Source organism: Bdellovibrio sp. HAGR004 (assembly GCF_055397015.1).
The window spans coordinates 3,742,825-3,760,671 of record NZ_AP029176.1 but is presented as its reverse complement, the minus strand read 5'-3'; the positions used below and the strand labels follow the sequence as shown (position 1 = coordinate 3,760,671).

General features: G+C 50.2%; 16 protein-coding genes. 9 read left to right on the top strand and 7 right to left on the bottom strand.

Going from position 1 to position 17,847, the window contains the following annotated elements; genetic code table 11:
* The first annotated feature begins 59 nt into the window (after positions 1-59).
* The 6 genes from ACZ5ZV_RS18625 to ACZ5ZV_RS18600 are packed head-to-tail and all read left to right on the top strand — an operon-like array spanning position 60 to position 5,905.
* Complete coding sequence (locus ACZ5ZV_RS18625) at positions 60-698, top strand: PaaI family thioesterase (RefSeq protein ID WP_464118715.1); 639 nt, start codon at positions 60-62, stop codon at positions 696-698.
* Positions 699-710: 12 nt separating this feature from the next.
* Positions 711-2,318: a carboxyl transferase domain-containing protein gene (locus tag ACZ5ZV_RS18620; RefSeq protein WP_464118714.1), complete on the top strand. Its 1,608-nt coding sequence runs from the start codon at positions 711-713 to the stop codon at positions 2,316-2,318.
* 2 nt (positions 2,319-2,320) lie between these two features.
* A complete protein-coding gene (locus tag ACZ5ZV_RS18615) occupies positions 2,321-3,100 on the top strand; it encodes an enoyl-CoA hydratase-related protein (protein WP_464118713.1) in 780 nt (259 codons plus the stop codon).
* Positions 3,100-4,578, top strand: coding sequence for an acetyl-CoA carboxylase biotin carboxylase subunit (locus tag ACZ5ZV_RS18610; RefSeq protein WP_464118712.1), 1,479 nt, complete (start codon positions 3,100-3,102; stop codon positions 4,576-4,578). The genes ACZ5ZV_RS18615 and ACZ5ZV_RS18610 overlap by 1 nt, the downstream gene beginning before the upstream one ends.
* Entirely contained in the window at positions 4,578-4,958 is a 381-nt protein-coding gene (locus ACZ5ZV_RS18605; RefSeq protein ID WP_464118711.1) for an acyl-CoA carboxylase biotin carboxyl carrier protein subunit, read from the top strand. Before ACZ5ZV_RS18610 ends, ACZ5ZV_RS18605 begins: the two co-directional genes overlap by 1 nt.
* Before the next feature lie 5 nt (positions 4,959-4,963).
* Complete coding sequence (locus ACZ5ZV_RS18600; RefSeq protein ID WP_464118710.1) at positions 4,964-5,905, top strand: hydroxymethylglutaryl-CoA lyase; 942 nt, start codon at positions 4,964-4,966, stop codon at positions 5,903-5,905.
* A 16-nt stretch (positions 5,906-5,921) separates the two neighbouring features.
* Here ACZ5ZV_RS18600 and ACZ5ZV_RS18595 read toward each other — a convergent pair whose 3' ends face one another.
* On the bottom strand, positions 5,922-6,491 hold the full coding sequence (locus tag ACZ5ZV_RS18595; protein WP_464118709.1) for a hypothetical protein: 570 nt from the start codon (positions 6,489-6,491) through the stop codon (positions 5,922-5,924).
* 84 nt (positions 6,492-6,575) lie between these two features.
* A complete protein-coding gene (locus ACZ5ZV_RS18590; protein ID WP_464118708.1) occupies positions 6,576-7,376 on the bottom strand; it encodes a TIGR02147 family protein in 801 nt (266 codons plus the stop codon).
* A gap of 176 nt (positions 7,377-7,552) precedes the next feature.
* Between ACZ5ZV_RS18590 and ACZ5ZV_RS18585 the strand changes: the two genes are divergently transcribed.
* Positions 7,553-8,170 (top strand): hypothetical protein, encoded by a 618-nt coding sequence (locus ACZ5ZV_RS18585; protein ID WP_464118707.1) that lies wholly within the window; start codon positions 7,553-7,555, stop codon positions 8,168-8,170.
* A gap of 71 nt (positions 8,171-8,241) precedes the next feature.
* Here ACZ5ZV_RS18585 and ACZ5ZV_RS18580 read toward each other — a convergent pair whose 3' ends face one another.
* From ACZ5ZV_RS18580 to ACZ5ZV_RS18565, 4 genes are all read right to left on the bottom strand, one after another.
* Entirely contained in the window at positions 8,242-9,870 is a 1,629-nt protein-coding gene (locus tag ACZ5ZV_RS18580; RefSeq protein ID WP_464118706.1) for a lytic transglycosylase domain-containing protein, read from the bottom strand.
* A 107-nt stretch (positions 9,871-9,977) separates the two neighbouring features.
* A complete protein-coding gene (locus tag ACZ5ZV_RS18575) occupies positions 9,978-11,129 on the bottom strand; it encodes a hypothetical protein (RefSeq protein WP_464118705.1) in 1,152 nt (383 codons plus the stop codon).
* Positions 11,130-11,247: 118 nt separating this feature from the next.
* On the bottom strand, positions 11,248-13,086 hold the full coding sequence (locus ACZ5ZV_RS18570) for a TonB-dependent receptor plug domain-containing protein (RefSeq protein ID WP_464118704.1): 1,839 nt from the start codon (positions 13,084-13,086) through the stop codon (positions 11,248-11,250).
* 25 nt (positions 13,087-13,111) lie between these two features.
* Entirely contained in the window at positions 13,112-13,714 is a 603-nt protein-coding gene (locus ACZ5ZV_RS18565) for an energy transducer TonB (protein ID WP_464118703.1), read from the bottom strand.
* A 200-nt stretch (positions 13,715-13,914) separates the two neighbouring features.
* Between ACZ5ZV_RS18565 and ACZ5ZV_RS18560 the strand changes: the two genes are divergently transcribed.
* Complete coding sequence (locus ACZ5ZV_RS18560) at positions 13,915-15,444, top strand: ABC-F family ATP-binding cassette domain-containing protein (protein WP_464118702.1); 1,530 nt, start codon at positions 13,915-13,917, stop codon at positions 15,442-15,444.
* Positions 15,445-15,545: 101 nt separating this feature from the next.
* Positions 15,546-17,030 carry a hypothetical protein gene (locus tag ACZ5ZV_RS18555; RefSeq protein WP_464118701.1) on the top strand — a complete coding sequence of 495 codons (1,485 nt, stop codon included), beginning with the start codon at positions 15,546-15,548 and terminating at the stop codon, positions 17,028-17,030.
* Here the strand turns inward: ACZ5ZV_RS18555 and ACZ5ZV_RS18550 are convergent.
* A complete protein-coding gene (locus ACZ5ZV_RS18550; RefSeq protein ID WP_464118700.1) occupies positions 17,027-17,845 on the bottom strand; it encodes a DUF2799 domain-containing protein in 819 nt (272 codons plus the stop codon). The two genes, ACZ5ZV_RS18555 and ACZ5ZV_RS18550, sit on opposite strands and share 4 nt — an antisense overlap.
* Positions 17,846-17,847: the final 2 nt, after the last annotated feature.

The following is a 17,847-nucleotide window of genomic DNA, read 5'->3' as shown; positions in this document are numbered from 1 at the left end:
CATCCTTATCCGAGCATGATATTCCGTTTTTTTCAACACTCGTACAGAGAGGGTATCTCATGAACCAACAATGGCTGACAATCTTAATGTCTAAGGGGATTGAGCTGGAGCAAAACCTGCGTCAGCAGCTACAAAACGCCAAAGACGGCCTTAAATCTCAATTGGAAGATCGGGGAATTCGCCTGAGTGCCGCTGATTTGGCAGCGCTTTTGGAAGAGGTGTCGCCCAAGGCTTCTCATGCTGCGCTTAGTTATGCACTTGATATTGTTCGCCCTTTTTCTGCCGGGATGGGTTTGAGAATTTCTCGCCTCTCTGACACGCAAGTGGAGATGGCGGTTCCTGCTCGTACACGCAATCTGAATGAAGTCAAAACCTTGCACGAAGGGGCTTTGACGACGGCGGCGATTGAGGCGGCAAAACTTCTGTGGGCCCGCCATGCCCCGATGGGAACTTTTGATATTCATGTCTCCCGCTTGGAGTCTGAATTTTTCAAAGTCACCAGTGAGGAATGTCGTATCCGTATGGAACTTCCAGAAACCACACGTGAGGTGGTGCTGGCAGAAATCCGTGACCGTCGTGAGTCCAAAGCCGATGCCGAGCTGAAGGTCTTTGATGGCAACGATCAGGCTGTGGCGGAGTTCCGTTTGCAAATGAGTTTTAAACATACACCGGCTTTAAGCTCGGGCGTGGAAGAATAAGCACAAGGTTCTATGGAAATTTTAGAGACACAAATTGATTCCAGTTCCCCAGAGTTCAAACTTAACCGTGAGGCTATGCTTAGCATCGTCAACGAATGGCGTGAGCGTGTAAACTTGGTGAAGCAAGGCGGTGGCGAAGAAGCCACGAAGAAACACAAATCCCGCGGCAAACTGACGGCGCGCGAACGTATTGAAGCGCTTGTGGACGGTGGCACCGCTTTCCTTGAGTTCTCAACACTTGCAGCCTGGGACATGTACGAAGGTCAGGCTCCGGGCGCGGGTGTGGTGACGGGGATCGGTGTGATCCACGGAACGGAATGTGTGATTGTTGCCAACGATGCGACGGTGAAGGGTGGAACTTACTTCCCGATGACGGTGAAAAAGCATCTGCGCGCGCAGGAAATCGCTTTTGAAAACGGTCTGCCATGTATCTATCTTGTCGATTCGGGTGGAGCCTTCCTGCCAATGCAGGCCGATGTGTTCCCGGATCGCGATCACTTCGGAAGAATATTCTATAACCAAGCCCGCATGTCTGCCGCCAACATCCCGCAAATCGCGGTGGTGATGGGGTCTTGCACGGCCGGGGGCGCTTATGTTCCGGCGATGAGCGATGAAACTGTCATCGTCAAAGAAAACGGGACTATTTTCCTGGGTGGACCTCCGTTGGTCAAAGCGGCAACTGGCGAAGTTGTGGACGCGCAAGAACTGGGTGGCGCGCAAGTGCACTGTGAAACTTCCGGGGTGACCGATCACTTTGCCGAAGATGACGAGCACGCGATTGAAATCACACGTTCCATCGTGGCGCACTTAAATCACAAACGGGCTGTGCAGTTGAAAACTCTTCCAGTGGAAGAACCTCTGTTCGATCAAAAAGAACTTTACGGAATCATCCCCAAAGACAGCCGCGTTCCGTTTGATGTGCGCGAAGTGATCGCTCGCATTGTGGACGGGTCAAGATTCCATGAATTCAAACCACTGTACGGAAAAACTTTGGTGACGGGTTTTGCCCACATCTGGGGTATGCCTGTGGGTATCATCGCCAATAACGGTGTTTTGTTCAGCGAAAGTTCCCTGAAGGCCGCGCACTTTATCGAGCTGTGCGAACAGCGTGAAGTGCCATTGATCTTCCTTCAAAATATCACAGGTTTCATGGTCGGTAAGAAGTACGAAAATGAAGGGATCGCCAAACACGGAGCCAAAATGGTGATGGCCGTTTCCAACGCTCATGTGCCGAAGTTCACAGTGGTGATCGGTGGGTCTTATGGTGCCGGAAACTATGGTATGTGCGGTCGCGCCTTCCAGCCTCGTCAGTTGTGGATGTGGCCAAATGCCAAAATCAGCGTTATGGGCGGAGAGCAGGCGGCGAACGTGCTTCTGACTGTGAAAATGGATCAGATGGCGGCAAAAAAACAAACCATGTCGCCGGAAGAGCAAGCGGAGTTCAAGCGTCCGACTTTGGAAAAATACGAAAAAGAAAGCGCTTGTTATTATTCTTCAGCACGCTTGTGGGATGACGGGATCATTGATCCGGCCGACACCCGCCGTGTACTGGCGCTGGGAATTTCTGCAAGCCTTAACAAGTCCTGGGGTAAAAAAGCTCAGGGCGTCTTCAGGATGTAATTATGTCTTTTGTTGTAGTTACAGAAATGAATCAGGTGGCCTACGTCAAGCTTCATAGGCCGGAAGTTCGTAACTCTTTCAATCCCGAGATGATTGCCGAGTTGACACAGGTCTTTACGGATCTGGAGTCTCGCAAAGATCTGCGTGCGGTGGTTCTGCAAGGAGAAGGCAAAGTCTTCTGTGCCGGGGCCGATCTGAACTGGATGAAAGAGATGGTGAATTTTTCTTTCGAACAAAACCGCGAAGACTCTATAAAGCTTTATGGCATGTTTGAGTCCATTGCCCAGTGCAGTTTGCCGGTGATTGGTTTGATCCATGGTGCGGCCTTTGGCGGTGCTTTGGGGCTTGTGGCGGTTTGTGATGAAGTGATTGCTGAAGACAACACGCAGTTCTGCTTCAGTGAAGTGAAGCTGGGGATTGCGCCAGCCGTAATCAGTGCTTTTGTGAATAAGAAAGCCGTGGCTGGTAAGGTTCGTCCCTTGATGCTTTCCGGAGTGGTCTTTAACGCCCATGTGGCACATCAGGCCGGCCTTGTGACTGAAGTGGTAGCGGCGGGTGAGGGCCACACGGTGCTGCAGAAGGTTTTGCACAACTACATGCAGTGCGGGCCGGAAGCCGTTCGAGAAACCAAAAAACTTCTTAATGATCTAGACACCTTGAGCTGGGCTGAGCAGCGCAGTCGCACGACCACAGTGATTGCTGAACGTCGTGCCAGCGCTGAGGGGCAGGAGGGACTGAAGTCCTTCCTGGAAAAACGTGAGCCTGCATGGAGACTTTCCTAATGAAAAAGTTCACTCGTATTGCCATCGCCAACCGTGGTGAAGTGGCTGTTCGTATTATTAAAGCCTGCGAAGAAATGGGAATTGAGACCGTCCTTTTGCACTCTGAAGCCGATATCAACACCCGCGCTTTCAGAATGGCGACTAAAACCATCTGCATTGGTCCGGCGCCGACAGCAGAAAGTTATTTGAATATCGAAGCCAACATCAACGGGGCCCTGGCCGGGGGCGCGCAAGCGATCCATCCAGGCTTTGGCTTCTTGTCAGAAAATGCGGATTTCGCCGAAGCTGTGGGTAAGGCCGGTCTGACGTTCATCGGTCCGTCACCGGAAGCCATTCGCGCCTTGGGTGACAAGGTTCACTGTAAAGAACTGGCCAAGCAGGCCGGTCTTCCACTGGTACCTGGTTATCAGGGTGAAAATCAGGATGTGGATCATCTGATCCAACAAGCAGAAAAGATCGGCTATCCGGTGATCGTGAAAGCGGCAGCGGGTGGCGGCGGTCGTGGCATGAAGCTTTTGAAATCCTCTGCGGAGGCGCGTGAACTGATTGAGTCTGCTCAGCGTGAAGCGCAGTCGGCCTTTGGTTCGCCGAAGGTGTTCCTGGAAAAGTATCTGGATCGCGCCAAACACATTGAATTCCAGGTTTTTGGAGACAGCACCGGGAATGTTCAGCACTTCTTTGACCGTGAGTGTTCGGTTCAGCGTCGTCACCAAAAGATTATCGAAGAGGCGACATCACCTTCTTTGACAGATGAACTGCGCCGTCGCATGGGGGAAGCCGCCTGCGCTATTGCCACTTTGGGTAAATACAAAGGGGCCGGCACAGTGGAATTCCTTCTGCAGGACGGGGAGTTTTATCTGCTAGAGGTGAACACCCGTTTGCAGGTCGAGCATCCGGTGACGGAAGAGGTTCTGGGTGTGGATCTGGTCAAAATGCAGATCCTGACCGCGCAAGGGGACTATGTCCATGATGTAAAACAGATTCGCGCTCCTCGCGGGCATTCCATTGAGTGCCGTATTTATGCTGAAAATCCTTATCAGGGGGGTGTTCCTTCCACAGGTCTTTTGGGGCATGTGGAATGGCCGGAAGGCCCGGGCCGTCGTTATGAGTACGGCTTTGATGCGAACGACACGATCACACCGTTCTATGATCCGATGATTGCGAAAGTGATCGTTTGGGATGAAAACCGTCCGCGTGCGATTCAGAAAATGATCCGTGTGTTGAAGGATTCTGTCGTGTTTGGTGTTCACACCAACATTCCGTATCTGATCGAGATTCTTTCGCACAAAGAATTTGTCATGGGTACGATGACAACAAGATTCATTGAAACATACTTCAGCGAATCTTTGAAAGAACCGGCATTGACCGATATTGAGAAAACAGTGGCGGCCGGGGCGTTGTTGCAGCTGCGTGGTGGGGCAACTTCAGCAACCACGACATCTCAATCCCCATGGGCGTCTTACTGGAGAGGTATCTAATGGAAGTGAAAGTACGTATTGACGGCGTTGACCATAAGGCGCAGGCGCAATTGATTCAAGGCACGTTGTGGGTCCACTATAATGGCCGTGTTTTCACTCAGGATGTTTCCACTGGCCGAAAGTCCCGTAAAAAGGCTGGTGCCGGAGGTTCATCTGACCAGATCATGGCGCCGATGCCGGGCAAGATCACCAAACTTTTGGTGGCCGTGGGTGCGCCCATTGAACCAGGTCAGGCAGTTTTGGTGATGGAAGCCATGAAAATGGAGTACACTTTAAAGGCCGAGATTGCCGGCACCATCGACAGCATGAACTGTGCTGTGGGTGAGCAAGTGGCCCTGGGTAAAACTCTTGTGAAAATCAAACCAGCATCCGATAAGTAAGTTCTATGAAAAAGTCAGTTGTTATTGTGGAAATGGGATTAAGAGATGGTCTGCAGAACGAAAAAACCGTTCTGGATGCCGACACTCGTGTGGAATTCGCAAGACGATTGATTGCTGCTGGAACAAAGCGAGTTGAAATTGGCGCCTTTGTTTCGCCGACGTGGGTGCCGCAGATGGCGGGCACAGCAGAGGTGGTGAAAAAGGCTTTTGCCTTGGTGAAGGCCGGGGACATCCCTAAGAAGACCGAGTTTTCGGTTTTGGTTCCCAACGAGCGTGGCATGCTGGATGCCATTGCCAGTGGTGTGAAAGAAGTCGCGATCTTCGCGGCTTGTTCAGAATCTTTTTCGTTGAAAAATATCAATTGCTCCATCGATGAAAGCTTCAAACGTTTTGAGCCCGTGATGGCTTTGGCGAAAAAGCATAAAATCAAAGTCCGTGGTTATCTGTCCACGTGCTTTGGTTGTCCTTTTGAAGGAAAAGTTTCTGAGGCCAAAGTGGTGAAGCTGGCTCAGCGGATGCATAAGTTGGGTGTCTATGAGCTTTCGATTGGTGACACCATCGGTGTGGCGGATGTAGGGCAGGTGGAGTCTTTATTCCGCAAACTGAAGAAAGTGATCCCGGCAAAGAAACTGGCCGGTCACTTTCATGATACTCGCGGGCAGGCTTTGGCCAACATCCTGGCGGCGTACAAGCTGGGCATCACCGTCTTTGATACCAGCCTTGGGGGCCTGGGGGGTTGTCCTTATGCTCCGGGGGCGACGGGCAACGTGGCCACTGAAGATGTGGTTTACATGTTCCATGGTATGGGTGTGAAGACGGGATTGAATTTGGATAAGCTGATTGAAATCAATCCGTGGATGGCTGAAAAAATTCAGCACCCACTTCCTTCAAAGGTCGGCAAAGTCGGCAAGCTAAAGCCGCTGGGGAAAGTTCAAGCCAAGGTCTAAAACCTTGGCTTTTTCTTTAGTAGCCCACTCCAAAAGACAAAGTGTGCTGGAATTCATTCTTGGACATGTCCTGGTAGTCTTTAAAGACCATGGTTGTCCCTGCATTCAAAGAAAAGACACCCAAACGAATCCCCAGATTGATACCTGCATAGGGGTCATACTTCAGTTCTTTCTCTTTCGTTGTCACCACACCACCGGAAGTGGTTTCTTCTTTGCCTTGAGTGGCTTGGGCCCCAAGGCGTCCGGTTGAAAAGAAATAGTTGTTAAAGCGATAGGTGGAACGCACACCCAGTTTGTATTTGTCGTCCTGATGATAGATTTTTTCCGGCGCTGTGGAATAGGTTTCGGTGTCCGAGGCCCGTGTGTACTCGGCTTCGGCAGACAGAATGTCTTTCCCCGCCGTCAGGCGCAGACCGTACATAGCGCGAGTGGCAAGGTGATCCTTGGGGTAAGAGCGATAAACAGTTTCATAGCCGTAAAGAGGTTCGACAGAGTATCCGGAGCCCTTGGCCAACGTGAAGGATCGGGCTGTGGCGGCATTGGACGTCAAAAGGATCAAGAGGAACATTAAAGATGAACTGCGCATGTAAACTCCTACTTGAGGCTTATCGGATAGGAGGGAGGAGAATTGACAGTCCAAAGTCCAAGGTGGACTGTCAACTGTACTTATCTATTCCAAGGTATTGAGTTCTGCGGGGGCGCCACCACAAGGCATGAGTTGAATGGAAAGCTGATAAACGGCGCTTTTGTCCCCTTTGCCTTTGAACTTTTTGACGAACCCTTTTTTCATTTTATCAAGATATTCAATCGCTTCGGGCACAAGGCGTGGATCAAAAACGGTGAACATCATGCTGAAGTCCGAGGTCTCTTTGGCGGTTTGGTTTTCTAAAACTTGTACTGCATTCTTCAAAGCTTCTGTCTTGCTGGTGTGAATGCTGTCGGCAAGGCGAGAGCGGTCGGTAAAGTAGAACTGGGCTGTGTTGCGAAGGCGGTCCTTGTGTTCTTCGACGATGCCCAGTCTTTTCAGGCGCTCAACGGCTTCTTGCGCCTCTGCAAAAGAAATTCCGAAGTAGTCAGAGATGCTCTTAACGCTGCCGTCATAGTGACTGGAATCAAAGAAGGTCACCATCGCCAGGTGGTACCATTTTTTAAAGAACATCAATTCATCTTCGGGGATACGTTTTGCCAGGATTTCCTGGGGTGGGGCTTTGGTGGCTGGGTAGAAGTCTTTAAAGGCTTCCAAGCATTCCCATGCTTTCGAGTCAGCCGAGGCAATTTCAGTGAGAACTTTTTTTACGGTCGATTTATTCATGACCCTTTTGCCGTGCAGCGCCTGAGACAGCGTTGAGGCGCTGACCCCCACTTTTTTAGCAAATGATCTTAGTGAAAATTGCGGGTTTCGGGTTTGAATGTTTCCCAAATGGCTCTTAATCAAAGACAGGACGTACTGGTTGGCTTCTGAAAGTTCCATGGATTCAATTTTAGAGGGGGAAAGAGCATCTTTGAAGTCTTAAGTGGCGAGCCACAGGAAAACTAGACAGGGCGCGGTGTTTCCCGCGAAACGGGGTGTGGAAAAAGTTCTGATTTTTCTTGCCCGGAACGCCGGGTTTTGGTGTAGAAAAGGCCAATCAAGTTTTCGGAGGGGTTATGTTTAAAGTTACTGCGAGTTTGTTCCTGTCTCTTGTTTTCTCTGCCGGTGCGGCTTCTGCTGATGTTGTTGAAACACGCAAGGTCTTTGATGGCATGTCTGTGTACTGCAAAGAAGAAAAAGATGTGAACAGCAAGGGCTTTGTTCTTGAGGGTGTTCAGGCCGTGAATCTTGGCCACGGTGAGACTCGTTTGTTCCTCAGTCCTGGTTTTCTAAAATGTACATCTGAAGGCTGGAAGGAAATTTCCTCAGAGCAGTTCCTGAATTCCACGGTCGTGGGTTTGGATGGTAAAGTGTATTCTGTAGAAGGTTTGGCTCCAGAGGTTTTGGTAGTGGACGCTGCTTGGCAGAACTATCGTTTGGCGCCACTGAATAAGAATGTGGCGATCGACGTGCGCACGATTGATTTCATGAATCAGAAACAGCGCGATCAGTTGAAGCGCGATGGTCGTACAGTTTTGCATCTGGATGTGGCTTTGAGAAGCCATGTTAAGTACTCCACAGAAGGTGGGGAGGCTGTTAGCATGGGATATCGCACGACCGGGGCTTTCCGTTTGAGTTTGCAGATTGAAGCCGTCGCTGACGGTTTGAATGTGACTGTTGGTCAAGCAAAGTAAATTTTAAAGTGAAATGATCATAATGAACAAAGGCACCGAAAGGTGCCTTTGTTGTTTTCAGCTCAAAGAATCTACTTATTCTGTCGGGCTGATACTTGTCCCGCAATCTCGGTCTTTTGGGCCAGTTCCGGATAGAGCTTGGAATACCAGTAACGATTTCTAAGGATACCAGCGACGTATTCACGGGTTTCATCAAAGGGTATCAGGTCCACAAACAGCAAAGGATTGTCCACAGGATAGCGTTTCATCCACTTGCGAACATTTCCAGATCCGGCATTGTAAGAAGCCAGAGCTTTCATGTGGTCGTTCTTGTACTCTTTGACCAGTGCTGCAAAGTAGCGGGACCCCAGTTGGATGTTGGTCGCCGGATCTAACAGCTCTTTGTCGGAAATAGCACGGCGGCGCAGGTCACTGGCTGTACGAGGCATAAGCTGCATCAAGCCTGCAGCACCCACCGGGCTCTTGGTGTTGGGATTAAAGGAGCTTTCCTGTCTCATCAAAGAGATCAGCAGGAATGGATCCTGATCGCGATGGTGTTTCAGCACCAGATCCGAGAATGCCAGGGGATAGTAGTAAGATAGATTCTTCAGTGTTTTGTACTGAGGGTGTCTTTGGAACAGACGGCTCAGAACGGTGAAACGCTGATGATTCATGTCCTCGAACTTTGCCAACAAAGTGGCGACATAAAGCTGAAAGCCAGGTTCTGCCTCCGCCAGTTCTGCGTAGTCGATGAACTCCAGAGTTCTTTTTGCCAGGGCATCCTTTTGCTTTTCAAGGAAGTGTTCAACCAACTGAATCGCCCCATTAAGATCTTCAAAAGAGCTGCGGGTCTGAATGCGCTGGTCACGGAGTTCTGAAACTTTTTGGTAAGGACCATCCTCCATTGTCGCGTAGTCAGTCAGGATGTGATAGCTCAATGGGAAATTGGTGAAATGATCTTCCATGGCGCCTTCGGAGACATCATTTCCCTGTTCACGTTCGTTATGATTGATCCAGAACTGAGCCCGTGAAGTCAGGGCCACATCCTTGGAAACTTCCGAAAGCTTTTTCAGGAAACGAGTCGCGGACTCGGGCTGATTCTGCCAGATTTCAAGCAAACCGCCGCGATAGAGCCCCAGCTCGCTGATTTCCTTTTCTGATCCACATTCCATGGCGCGGGCATAAAGGGCTCTTGTTTCATTCAGAACTTTTGGATCGGGAAGTTTTTCTTCCAGCTTAAAGGCCAAAGCGGCAATCACATGTGGTGACAGGCAGACATATTTTTTTGTGACCTGCTCAGAAAGCTGCTGGCGTTCTTTGGCGCTCAAGCGCGCGACGGTCTTGATTCCTTCCGAGGCGCTACTATTAATAATTTTATCCCATTTTTTCTGGCGGATCAGCTTGACGGTTTCAGGGGCTTTAAGGCGCAGATCTTGGGGGTTCTCAGAAGCTCTCTTGTCTTTATAGAAGCTCTTGCACAAAACTTCGTTGCGTTCGATATGACAGCCCTTATAGCGGGCGGCAAAGAAATTGTGCTTTTCATTAAGTTGAATAAATAGCTCCGCCGCCTCTTTGTGCTCCTGCGAGACGGGGGAGGGGCTGGCCTGTACATTTTGTAGCATGTGACCAAAACCGGCATCGAAATAACAGCCCGCCACCGCCCCGATCAGGGCCAGGGAGCTTGAAATCATTAATAAAGTTGAGAACCGGTTTGTTTTCATATCTCTTGCTTAGGGTTGAGTGCACTAAGTGTACCCTTTGATGCCTAAGCAAAAGAAAATGAGGACCTGTTTAAATGCGGGGAAAGTGTCTCAGGTTGAGATGGAAATTAAGAGCCCTGACAGGCCTTGGCTTTAGCGGGAGTAAAGTTGTAAATCATGGTGCCGCCGTCTTTCAGGACACTTTTTTTGAGTTGATCCAGGTAAGGCGGAGCCGAACCCAACGTGGCTCTGCCTCGCGCGCGGGTGTCCAAGGTGCCCGCAACTCCCAGACAACCTTGTGTCGGTGTGTAAGGATCCCAACCATGCAGCAGAACTCCACGACTGTGGATATCTTGATTCTCAGGCTCGAGACCAACAAGTTCGATACCGTCACGAATGTTTCCGCCACGAGGGGGATTGTAGGCCTTGGTCATGATGGCGCCATTGGGAGTCTTTAAAGATCCTCTGCCATTCCCAAAGCCGCCTTCACCGCGTGAAACCCACAGGGGATTTTTATCCAGCACCGAGGCCATGGAACCATCGGCGTTCAAGATCCACATTTTACCCATCACGCCGCCGTTGGAAAAGTCATTGAAGATAAAGATGTCGTCTTTGACTTTGTCTTTATTCTTTTTCAGGGCTTCGATCGCCTGCTTTAATCCGCAGCTCAGCATTTTGTCGTTTTGAAGAGCTGTCGGGAAGTTTTTCTCGTCACAGATGCCGCCAGTATTGGAGTTAAGCATCGTGTTGGTCTTATCAATCTTTTCAGTCATGGCTGTGGCCATGGCGACGGACTCATTCACCTCGACCCCTTTGGTGGCGGGGGCTGTGGATTTTTGTGATCCCAGACCGAACAGCCCCAGGAACCATTCAATCAGGTTGAAGCTGCCGGTCTTGTAAGCGGGAACGTCCGTGTTCAGGGTGCAATTGGTGGTTGAGCCTGAACCAGAACAGGTTGCGGATTCGGTGGTAAGGTCTGCTTGTTGAACGACGAGATTAGAATTCTTAGCCAGAGCCTGAAGGTCGGCGCTGTCCGAGGAATTGTCGGTGCCTTTGATTTCAGTGACCTGGTAAAGGCTGTTGTTTTCAACCTTTTTTAAAAAGCCGCTGCCACCTTCATACTGAGGACTGACGAAGCGGGTGTTTTCGTTCACGGGTTTTAAGGTCACAGAGGAATTCTTGGGAATGGCTCCAATAGGCATGACGGCTTCTGTATCAGAAGCGGCACCACAAACCGAGTGGAGAGAGAAGACCAGGGCCCCAAGTAAAATGGATCTCATTTTTTCAATTTACATGAAGAACACTCTGATAAGTAAGGCCAGTTTGTGTCAAATGACGATATGGTCCTGTTCCGGGAGATTCGCAAGGGACTTGAAATCCCTTGCGCTGATCTTAGGTCTAGAACCAGAACTCCGCTCCCACAGAGGCGTTGAAGCCATCTGCCAGGTAGCTGTAGGTGTCTTGGTAACGATTGTTGGTCAGATTGTTCAACCGCGTGAAGACGGTGCGATCTGAAGTCCACGCAAAGGAATAAGCCGCATTGGCGATCACGTAGCCTGGGTTTACGGTAGGAACGGATTGGAATCCATAGTCTGTGCGAGTTCCAGCACCAATGAGTTCGATCGAACCTGTGTGCCTGTCAAGTGTTTGCAGATACTTCAGGCTTCCATTCACCAGTGGACGGCGCAGCAGCCAGCGATCATTGTCGACATCGCGTGGCTCCTGATATCCGTAGGTGGCCATCAAAGTTCCATTCTCAAACGGGCGCATGGTGTAGGTGATGTCGACGCCGCGGGTTTTGGATTTGGAGACATTGTTGTACTTCATAGCAGGGAACGTGCCGGTGATCTGCAGCAGATCCTTGAACTCTGCATAGAACAAGGTCACAGACAGATTCTGTCTTTCTGAAACAGCCCATTCCTGCATCAGACTGTACTGAGTTGCCTTTTCCGTTTTCAGATCCGGGTTTCCGTAAGAAGAAAAGAGTTGGAACAAAGACGGAATTTTATAGCCGGAAGCCACTTCAAGCTTGGTTCTTTCAAACAAGGTCAAGCCCAGTTGATAAGTTGAGACTGCATCCTGATCGTCCCAGTTTTCCAGGCGGCCACCCACGGCCACAGCAAAACCGGGTGTCCACGTGTAGTCGGCTTTTAAGAACAGACCTCTTTGTTCACTGAACTTATTCACGGTTTCTGTGCCTTTGTTTCTGTAAACGAAGTCTTCGTAGATATAGCTGAGGCCGCCGTTCACGGACAGTTGTTCCCCTTTATAGGGAGTGAAATCCACACGCGCTGTTTTCAGATTGGCGCCATAGCGCTGATCAGTGCCGGTGGGATTGTTCATGTCCGGGGGAGTGGTTGCGGGCCATTCGTATTTACGCAAGCTGTTTTGCATGCTCAAAGCCAGGCGCGGTTCCCACGCCAGGTCATTGAACTTCAGGTGAGCCGAAGCTGCGGATTGACGAGTGTAAGTTTCAAACCCTTCCGTATCATAAATTCTGTTGGAAGTGCGGTCTGAACCCGGAGAGTAATTGAGGTCCTGCAAGAAGCTGGTTTTCAGATGCCCTTCGACCGAGCCCTTCCAGGCATAGGCTGCGTCACCATTCCAGTTGTTTTGGGCATAGCTTTTATCCGAGTCCTCTACCGGAGACATTGCATCTTTCCAGGAGCCGTGGCCACGCATCAGAAAAGCGTGGGTTTCATCCAGAGCTTCGGTGTGAACAGCCGTAATATCGCGGAAGTTCTGAGTTCCGGCCTGAACTTGCAGGCCTGTTTTCGTTTTGAACTCCTGCGGAATGGTGTCGATTTTGATGACGCCACTGAGGGCCTGGCCACCATAAAGGACGGTCTGTCCTCCTTTGATGATTTCAATGCGACGAACGGATTTGATATCCAAAGAGTTCAGATTGAAGGTTCTTTGGATTGTTGAAGCATCATAAAAAGGAACACCGTCAACGATGATCATCACATGACTGGAATCACCACCACGAATAAATATTGAATTGGGTTGAAAGGCCGTACTGACAACCGTGACGTTGGCCTGACTGGAAAGCAGACTTGTGATATTGGGCGCACGGGATTCTTTGATGGTTTTTTCGTCGATCACGACCTTGTTGGATGTATTAAACACAACATCTTCGACCACGGTTTCAAAGCTGGGAATAGATTCCTGAGCAGCGGCCACAGCCGTAACCATAGTCGCAACAAGCAGGCCGGCAAGAAGAACAGAGTATTTCACGTTGAATTCCTTTAGACGTACGGACTTAATTTACTTCCAGCTTAAATCTATAGGTGTAACGGATCTTAACGGCAACTGATTCCTTGCCTTTGAAAGCTGGTTGAAACTCAAAACTCTTCAGCGCTGCCACGGCGGATTCATTCAACCCATATCCGGGACCGCTCAGGACCTTGACTTGTCGGACCTGGCCATGGCGGTCGATCAGGATTTCAAGAAGAACGGGACCATCAACACCGGCACTTTTGGCTTCGGCAGGATATTGAGCTTTCACTTCACGTTTCACCTTGGGGAGGCGGGTGATTTCACTCCAGCCCACGACGGGGGTGGAGTCGTCACTGAACTGGTCGGAACCCATCTCAGATTCTGCGGCGGAAGTGTGTTCGGCAAGATTTTCAGACGAGGTCGTTGGTGCGCTGGCGGAACTGGGAACAGCCGGAGGAGTAGATGGAGCGGCCACGGGGGCCGAGGCGGCTGCGGCGGGAGTATTCGCCGTCACCGGGTTGACGACAGTAAGATCCACAATTTCTCCGATCTCAGGATGAGAAGAGGGCGTGGAAAGCCTTAAGGTCCCCAAGGCCAGCAGGTGCAAGGCAAATGATAATAAAAGACAGATAATCAGCTTCTTCAAAACATTATGAACTTCTCACAAATCTTTCTTAAGTCAATCTTCGGGGCTTTTGTTGGGGGGCTTGTGAGCCGGAACAAATTGTAGTAGTCTATGACTGTCGGGCGCTAAACCCGACGTCTATGAGAAATTAAATCCGTCGTCTTATTCCTTTTCCAAGAACACTCTGAGGCCCGCACCGGGCTAGGGACGGATATATTAATATGCAAAATCATTTCATTCAGGTGACGGCAAGGTCCCTGAGTTATGAGCTTCCCCGCGGGGAAAAGCTTTTTTCGGATATTTCATTTACATGGAATTTTCAGCGCTGTGCTTTGGTGGGCCCAAATGGGGTTGGCAAAAGCACACTGGCTAAGATTATCTCAGGACAATTGGCGGCCACCAGTGGGGAGCTTCTGGTGGATCAGGCCGTCGTGTATCTGGCTCAGATGCAGGAGCGTCCCGCAACCACCGTGGCTGAGTATCTTTTGGCTTTGTGGGACAGTCCCTTGGCGGATCCCGCAGTGTGGGGACCTTTACTGCAAAACATTGCGCTCGACAAACCACTGACTGAACTAAGTGGTGGTGAATGGACCCGGGTGCGGATTGCTGAAGCCCTTTCCCAGGCAGCGGGGCTTTTGATTCTGGATGAGCCGACCAACAATCTGGATCGTGAGGCGCGCGCAGTGATTCGAGACTTTGTCCGCCGCTATCCGGGTTCTGTGCTGGTGATCAGCCATGATCGGGAACTGCTGGAGCAAGTCGATGGAATCTGGGAGCTCTCCAGTCAGGGTTTGCAAAGCTATGGCGGATCCTACTCGGCTTATGAAGAGCAAAAAGAAGCAGAACGTGAACTGCTGGCGGAACGGATCGATCGGGCTCGTCGGGATAAAAAGAAAGTGGAGCGGGAACATCAGGAAAAGTTGCGCACCCAGGAAAAGCGCATGCGCGCGGGCCAGGCCCTTGCCGACAAAGGCGGCCTGCCGCGCATTCTGGTGGGAGGATTGAAGCGCCGAGCTCAGGAAACGCACGGCAGGATTCAGACACGCGAGGAAAAGCGTGTGGAAAGATCCAAAGAAGAACTGAACTCCCTGATTCAGTCGCAGAAGATGGAAACCCATCTGGGGCTGGACTTAAGTGGCACAGAGATCCCCGACGGCAAATTGATTTTCGAGCTTCAGGATTTCAATTTGCGCTTTGAAGGTCAGGCGCATTTTCTTTGGGCCAACCCTTTGACGATGACCATGCGGGGACCCCAACGCTGGGCTCTGGTGGGACGAAACGGCTCAGGAAAGAGTTCTTTGATCAGAGCTTTGTTGGGACAAATACAGTTGTCCGCCAGCACCGGAGTCTGTCATCTGGGGGATGTGCAGGTGCGCCTCCTGGATCAGCAGTACTCGCTACTGAACCCGAATCAGTCGGTTATGGAAAACGTGATGGAGCAGAGTCGGCGTGATCCGGCCTTGGTACGAAACCAGCTGGCTCGCTTCCAGTTTATGGGTGAAACGGTGAACAGGCAGGTGTGTGAACTAAGTGGTGGGGAAAAGTTGAAAGCATCATTGGCAAAGATATTTCTGTCTGACCCCGCAGCCCAACTTCTGATTCTGGACGAACCCACCAATAATCTGGATCTGGACAGCCTGCAGGTTTTGGAACGAGCTCTGCTCGATTTTAAGGGAGCTCTCCTGGTGGTTTCGCATGATGAAAAATTCTTGCAGGCCGTGGAAGTGAGTTCCCGGATAGATCTAGGTTAAGGGCCCGGCCTTTGCAATCCGTCTGGATTGTTATGTTAGCTCGTTGGTTGACCGCCCTTAGTTTCCTGTGTTTTGGCCTACTTAGCCTTTTTGTCGTTCAGATGACAAGAAGGCCGCTCTGTATTGAATCCAAGGTTGTCGAAAGAATCGACAGGCTGGGGGTTCAATCCACCGACACCGTTTATCGTTGTGCCGTGAACAAGGAAACGCCGTTTAGCACTTACTTCAGCGAACAAAGCCGGGATCTGACCTATCGAATTCAAAAGATCGAACGTCTTTTGGAAAGCATCGAGCCTTTTGAAAGAAAGGTGCAGCTGACTATCATGGAGGACCGACCTTATCTGTTCAAGGTTCGAGGTCATCATGTCTTTATCGGAGAGAAGTTGCTGGCAGCTCCGGGTCATCTGGAAAAGGCGCTGGCCAAGGTTTGGTATCGTGAACGCAACGATGGCTTCTTCGCGCAGCAGGCTTTGATGGAAGAAGTCTTCACCGATTTTCTGGTCTATCTGGATTTGGGCGATCTGGATATCGGTGATCCGAACACTCACTTGAAAACGTCTTTGCGCAAAGTGAAGTGGCCTTATGTATTGAAGTCAGTTCCTGCGTACTGTGATTCCTCATGGAAGCAGTCTGAGCACTTTGGTTTGTGTCAGGATAAAGAAGAAGCCAGTGAGATTCTGGCAGATCAGGTTGTGGAAATGAGTCTTCGTCCCTTGCTGGTCACCAGCTGGGTGAATGCCTACCGTGGGCTTTCCATGAAGGAGCGTTTTGACTTCTACCGTATGATCCCGACCTTGTTGCGTTCAGAGCATTCCGAGCCACTGCCCATTGTGGGTGGGGCCTTCGTGGGCGAAAGAACCACAACGCTGTTAAAGGCAGCGGAAGCCATTAAGAACATCAATATGTTTGTTTCTAAGACCAAGGCGATTAAAGACTCGGAAGCTCATCGCGTATTTGTCGCCAACTTCACCAACGAACTGCGCGGCAACGGATTCCAGGATGCTTTTGCCGAGGCGTCCTTTGATATTCTGTTCATCGCCCATGGTGATCTGACCGAAAAATCTGCGGTTCTGAAGCAGTTTATGAAGATTGCCAAGGCTCAGCCCAAAATTCAGATTGCCTTGCGGGATGATGAAAATCTATGGATGCTGCCGTCGAAGTATCCAATTCCGGTAAAGTCTTTCGGTGAAATCAAGTCCACCCGAACCATCGTTGAAAAATGTGGCGGCTACAACTTCAGCTATGTCATGGATTATGCCGACGAAACAGAAAAACTGCTGGTGGTCGATCACTGTGATTTGAACAAAGAAGTCCACTATGGCCGCTATCTTAAAGAAGGTGCTGAAGGTTTCGGTGCTGAAAACAAAGGAACGGCTTTTGTGCAGTTCCACCTGCCATCACTGTTGATGAAGAGGGCGGAGCTGGAACAGGTTTCCAACGTCTTTGAATTCATTCAAAAACGCGACGTGGAAAGTTCCTCCTTTAAAAGTCTTGGCTGGCGGGAAGTTCATTGGAGCGAGCAGGCCAACGCTTATCAACCGAAGGCCTACGTCGATGCTATCGAGTGGTTCCGCGTTCCGAACTAAGGCTGTTCCAGGCTGGGAAGTTCTTCGCGGTGGCTGTTGATTTCCTGATTAAGCTTATCACGGCTGGATTCCAGATTTCTGATATCGCTTTCCAGGTTGGACACTTCGGAGCGCTTCAGAGACAGATCGGAATCCAAAGATTGAATCTGAGATTCAAAATGTGTCACCAAATAAGACTGCTTTGAACTTAACGCTGAATTCTTTTGGTGTTCCAGGCTGGTTTTCTGGGTTTCCAGCATATGCAAAGAGCCCTTGGCAAAGGACAGTGAATTCCTTTTTGCCGTGATATCCATGTCGATGCTGCGAACTTGTTTGTCTTTGCTTTCGATCAGGGACTGAACATACTTGCGACGTCCTTTGCGGTATTCAGGCAAGAATGCGGCCTCCAGATCTTTCGGACAGACGTTCTGATAGCGTTTGCCCGAAGTCCCTGCCGTATAGCCGTTGGACTTTGCGCAGTAATCACGAAGACCTTTTTGGTGTTCAGCGACTAGCACATTGATTTGTGGCCCTTCACAAAGATCGCGGGAAAAAAGATCCCCGGACTTTCCAATAAGATAAGTGTTTGGGCCCGAGCAGTACTTCTCGACGCCACTTTTGAAACCTCGGTCCAGCTGGGATTCCTGAATGTCTGCTTCGACCTTGCGGCATTCGTTCAGGGTGTTGTCGGCATTAAGCCATTGACCGCGCATGGCGACTTTCTGTCCGTGTTCAAACCAGTTGATCTCTTCGCAGTTCTTTCTTTTGAAATAGCTGGTGCAGCCGACAACAGACAACATCAAAACAACTAGCAGTGATTTGGAAACGGACTTCAAAA

What these genes read in the sequence shown, in the direction of transcription:
- ACZ5ZV_RS18625 (WP_464118715.1), top strand. Translation starts at nt 60, where the DNA reads ATGAACCAACAATGGCTGACAATCTTAATGTCTAAGGGGATTGAGCTG.
- ACZ5ZV_RS18620 (WP_464118714.1), top strand. Translation starts at nt 711, where the DNA reads ATGGAAATTTTAGAGACACAAATTGATTCCAGTTCCCCAGAGTTCAAA.
- ACZ5ZV_RS18615 (WP_464118713.1), top strand. Translation starts at nt 2,321, where the DNA reads ATGTCTTTTGTTGTAGTTACAGAAATGAATCAGGTGGCCTACGTCAAG.
- ACZ5ZV_RS18610 (WP_464118712.1), top strand. Translation starts at nt 3,100, where the DNA reads ATGAAAAAGTTCACTCGTATTGCCATCGCCAACCGTGGTGAAGTGGCT.
- ACZ5ZV_RS18605 (WP_464118711.1), top strand. Translation starts at nt 4,578, where the DNA reads ATGGAAGTGAAAGTACGTATTGACGGCGTTGACCATAAGGCGCAGGCG.
- ACZ5ZV_RS18600 (WP_464118710.1), top strand. Translation starts at nt 4,964, where the DNA reads ATGAAAAAGTCAGTTGTTATTGTGGAAATGGGATTAAGAGATGGTCTG.
- ACZ5ZV_RS18595 (WP_464118709.1), bottom strand. Translation starts at nt 6,491, where the DNA reads ATGCGCAGTTCATCTTTAATGTTCCTCTTGATCCTTTTGACGTCCAAT.
- ACZ5ZV_RS18590 (WP_464118708.1), bottom strand. Translation starts at nt 7,376, where the DNA reads ATGGAACTTTCAGAAGCCAACCAGTACGTCCTGTCTTTGATTAAGAGC.
- ACZ5ZV_RS18585 (WP_464118707.1), top strand. Translation starts at nt 7,553, where the DNA reads ATGTTTAAAGTTACTGCGAGTTTGTTCCTGTCTCTTGTTTTCTCTGCC.
- ACZ5ZV_RS18580 (WP_464118706.1), bottom strand. Translation starts at nt 9,870, where the DNA reads ATGAAAACAAACCGGTTCTCAACTTTATTAATGATTTCAAGCTCCCTG.
- ACZ5ZV_RS18575 (WP_464118705.1), bottom strand. Translation starts at nt 11,129, where the DNA reads ATGAGATCCATTTTACTTGGGGCCCTGGTCTTCTCTCTCCACTCGGTT.
- ACZ5ZV_RS18560 (WP_464118702.1), top strand. Translation starts at nt 13,915, where the DNA reads ATGCAAAATCATTTCATTCAGGTGACGGCAAGGTCCCTGAGTTATGAG.
- ACZ5ZV_RS18555 (WP_464118701.1), top strand. Translation starts at nt 15,546, where the DNA reads ATGACAAGAAGGCCGCTCTGTATTGAATCCAAGGTTGTCGAAAGAATC.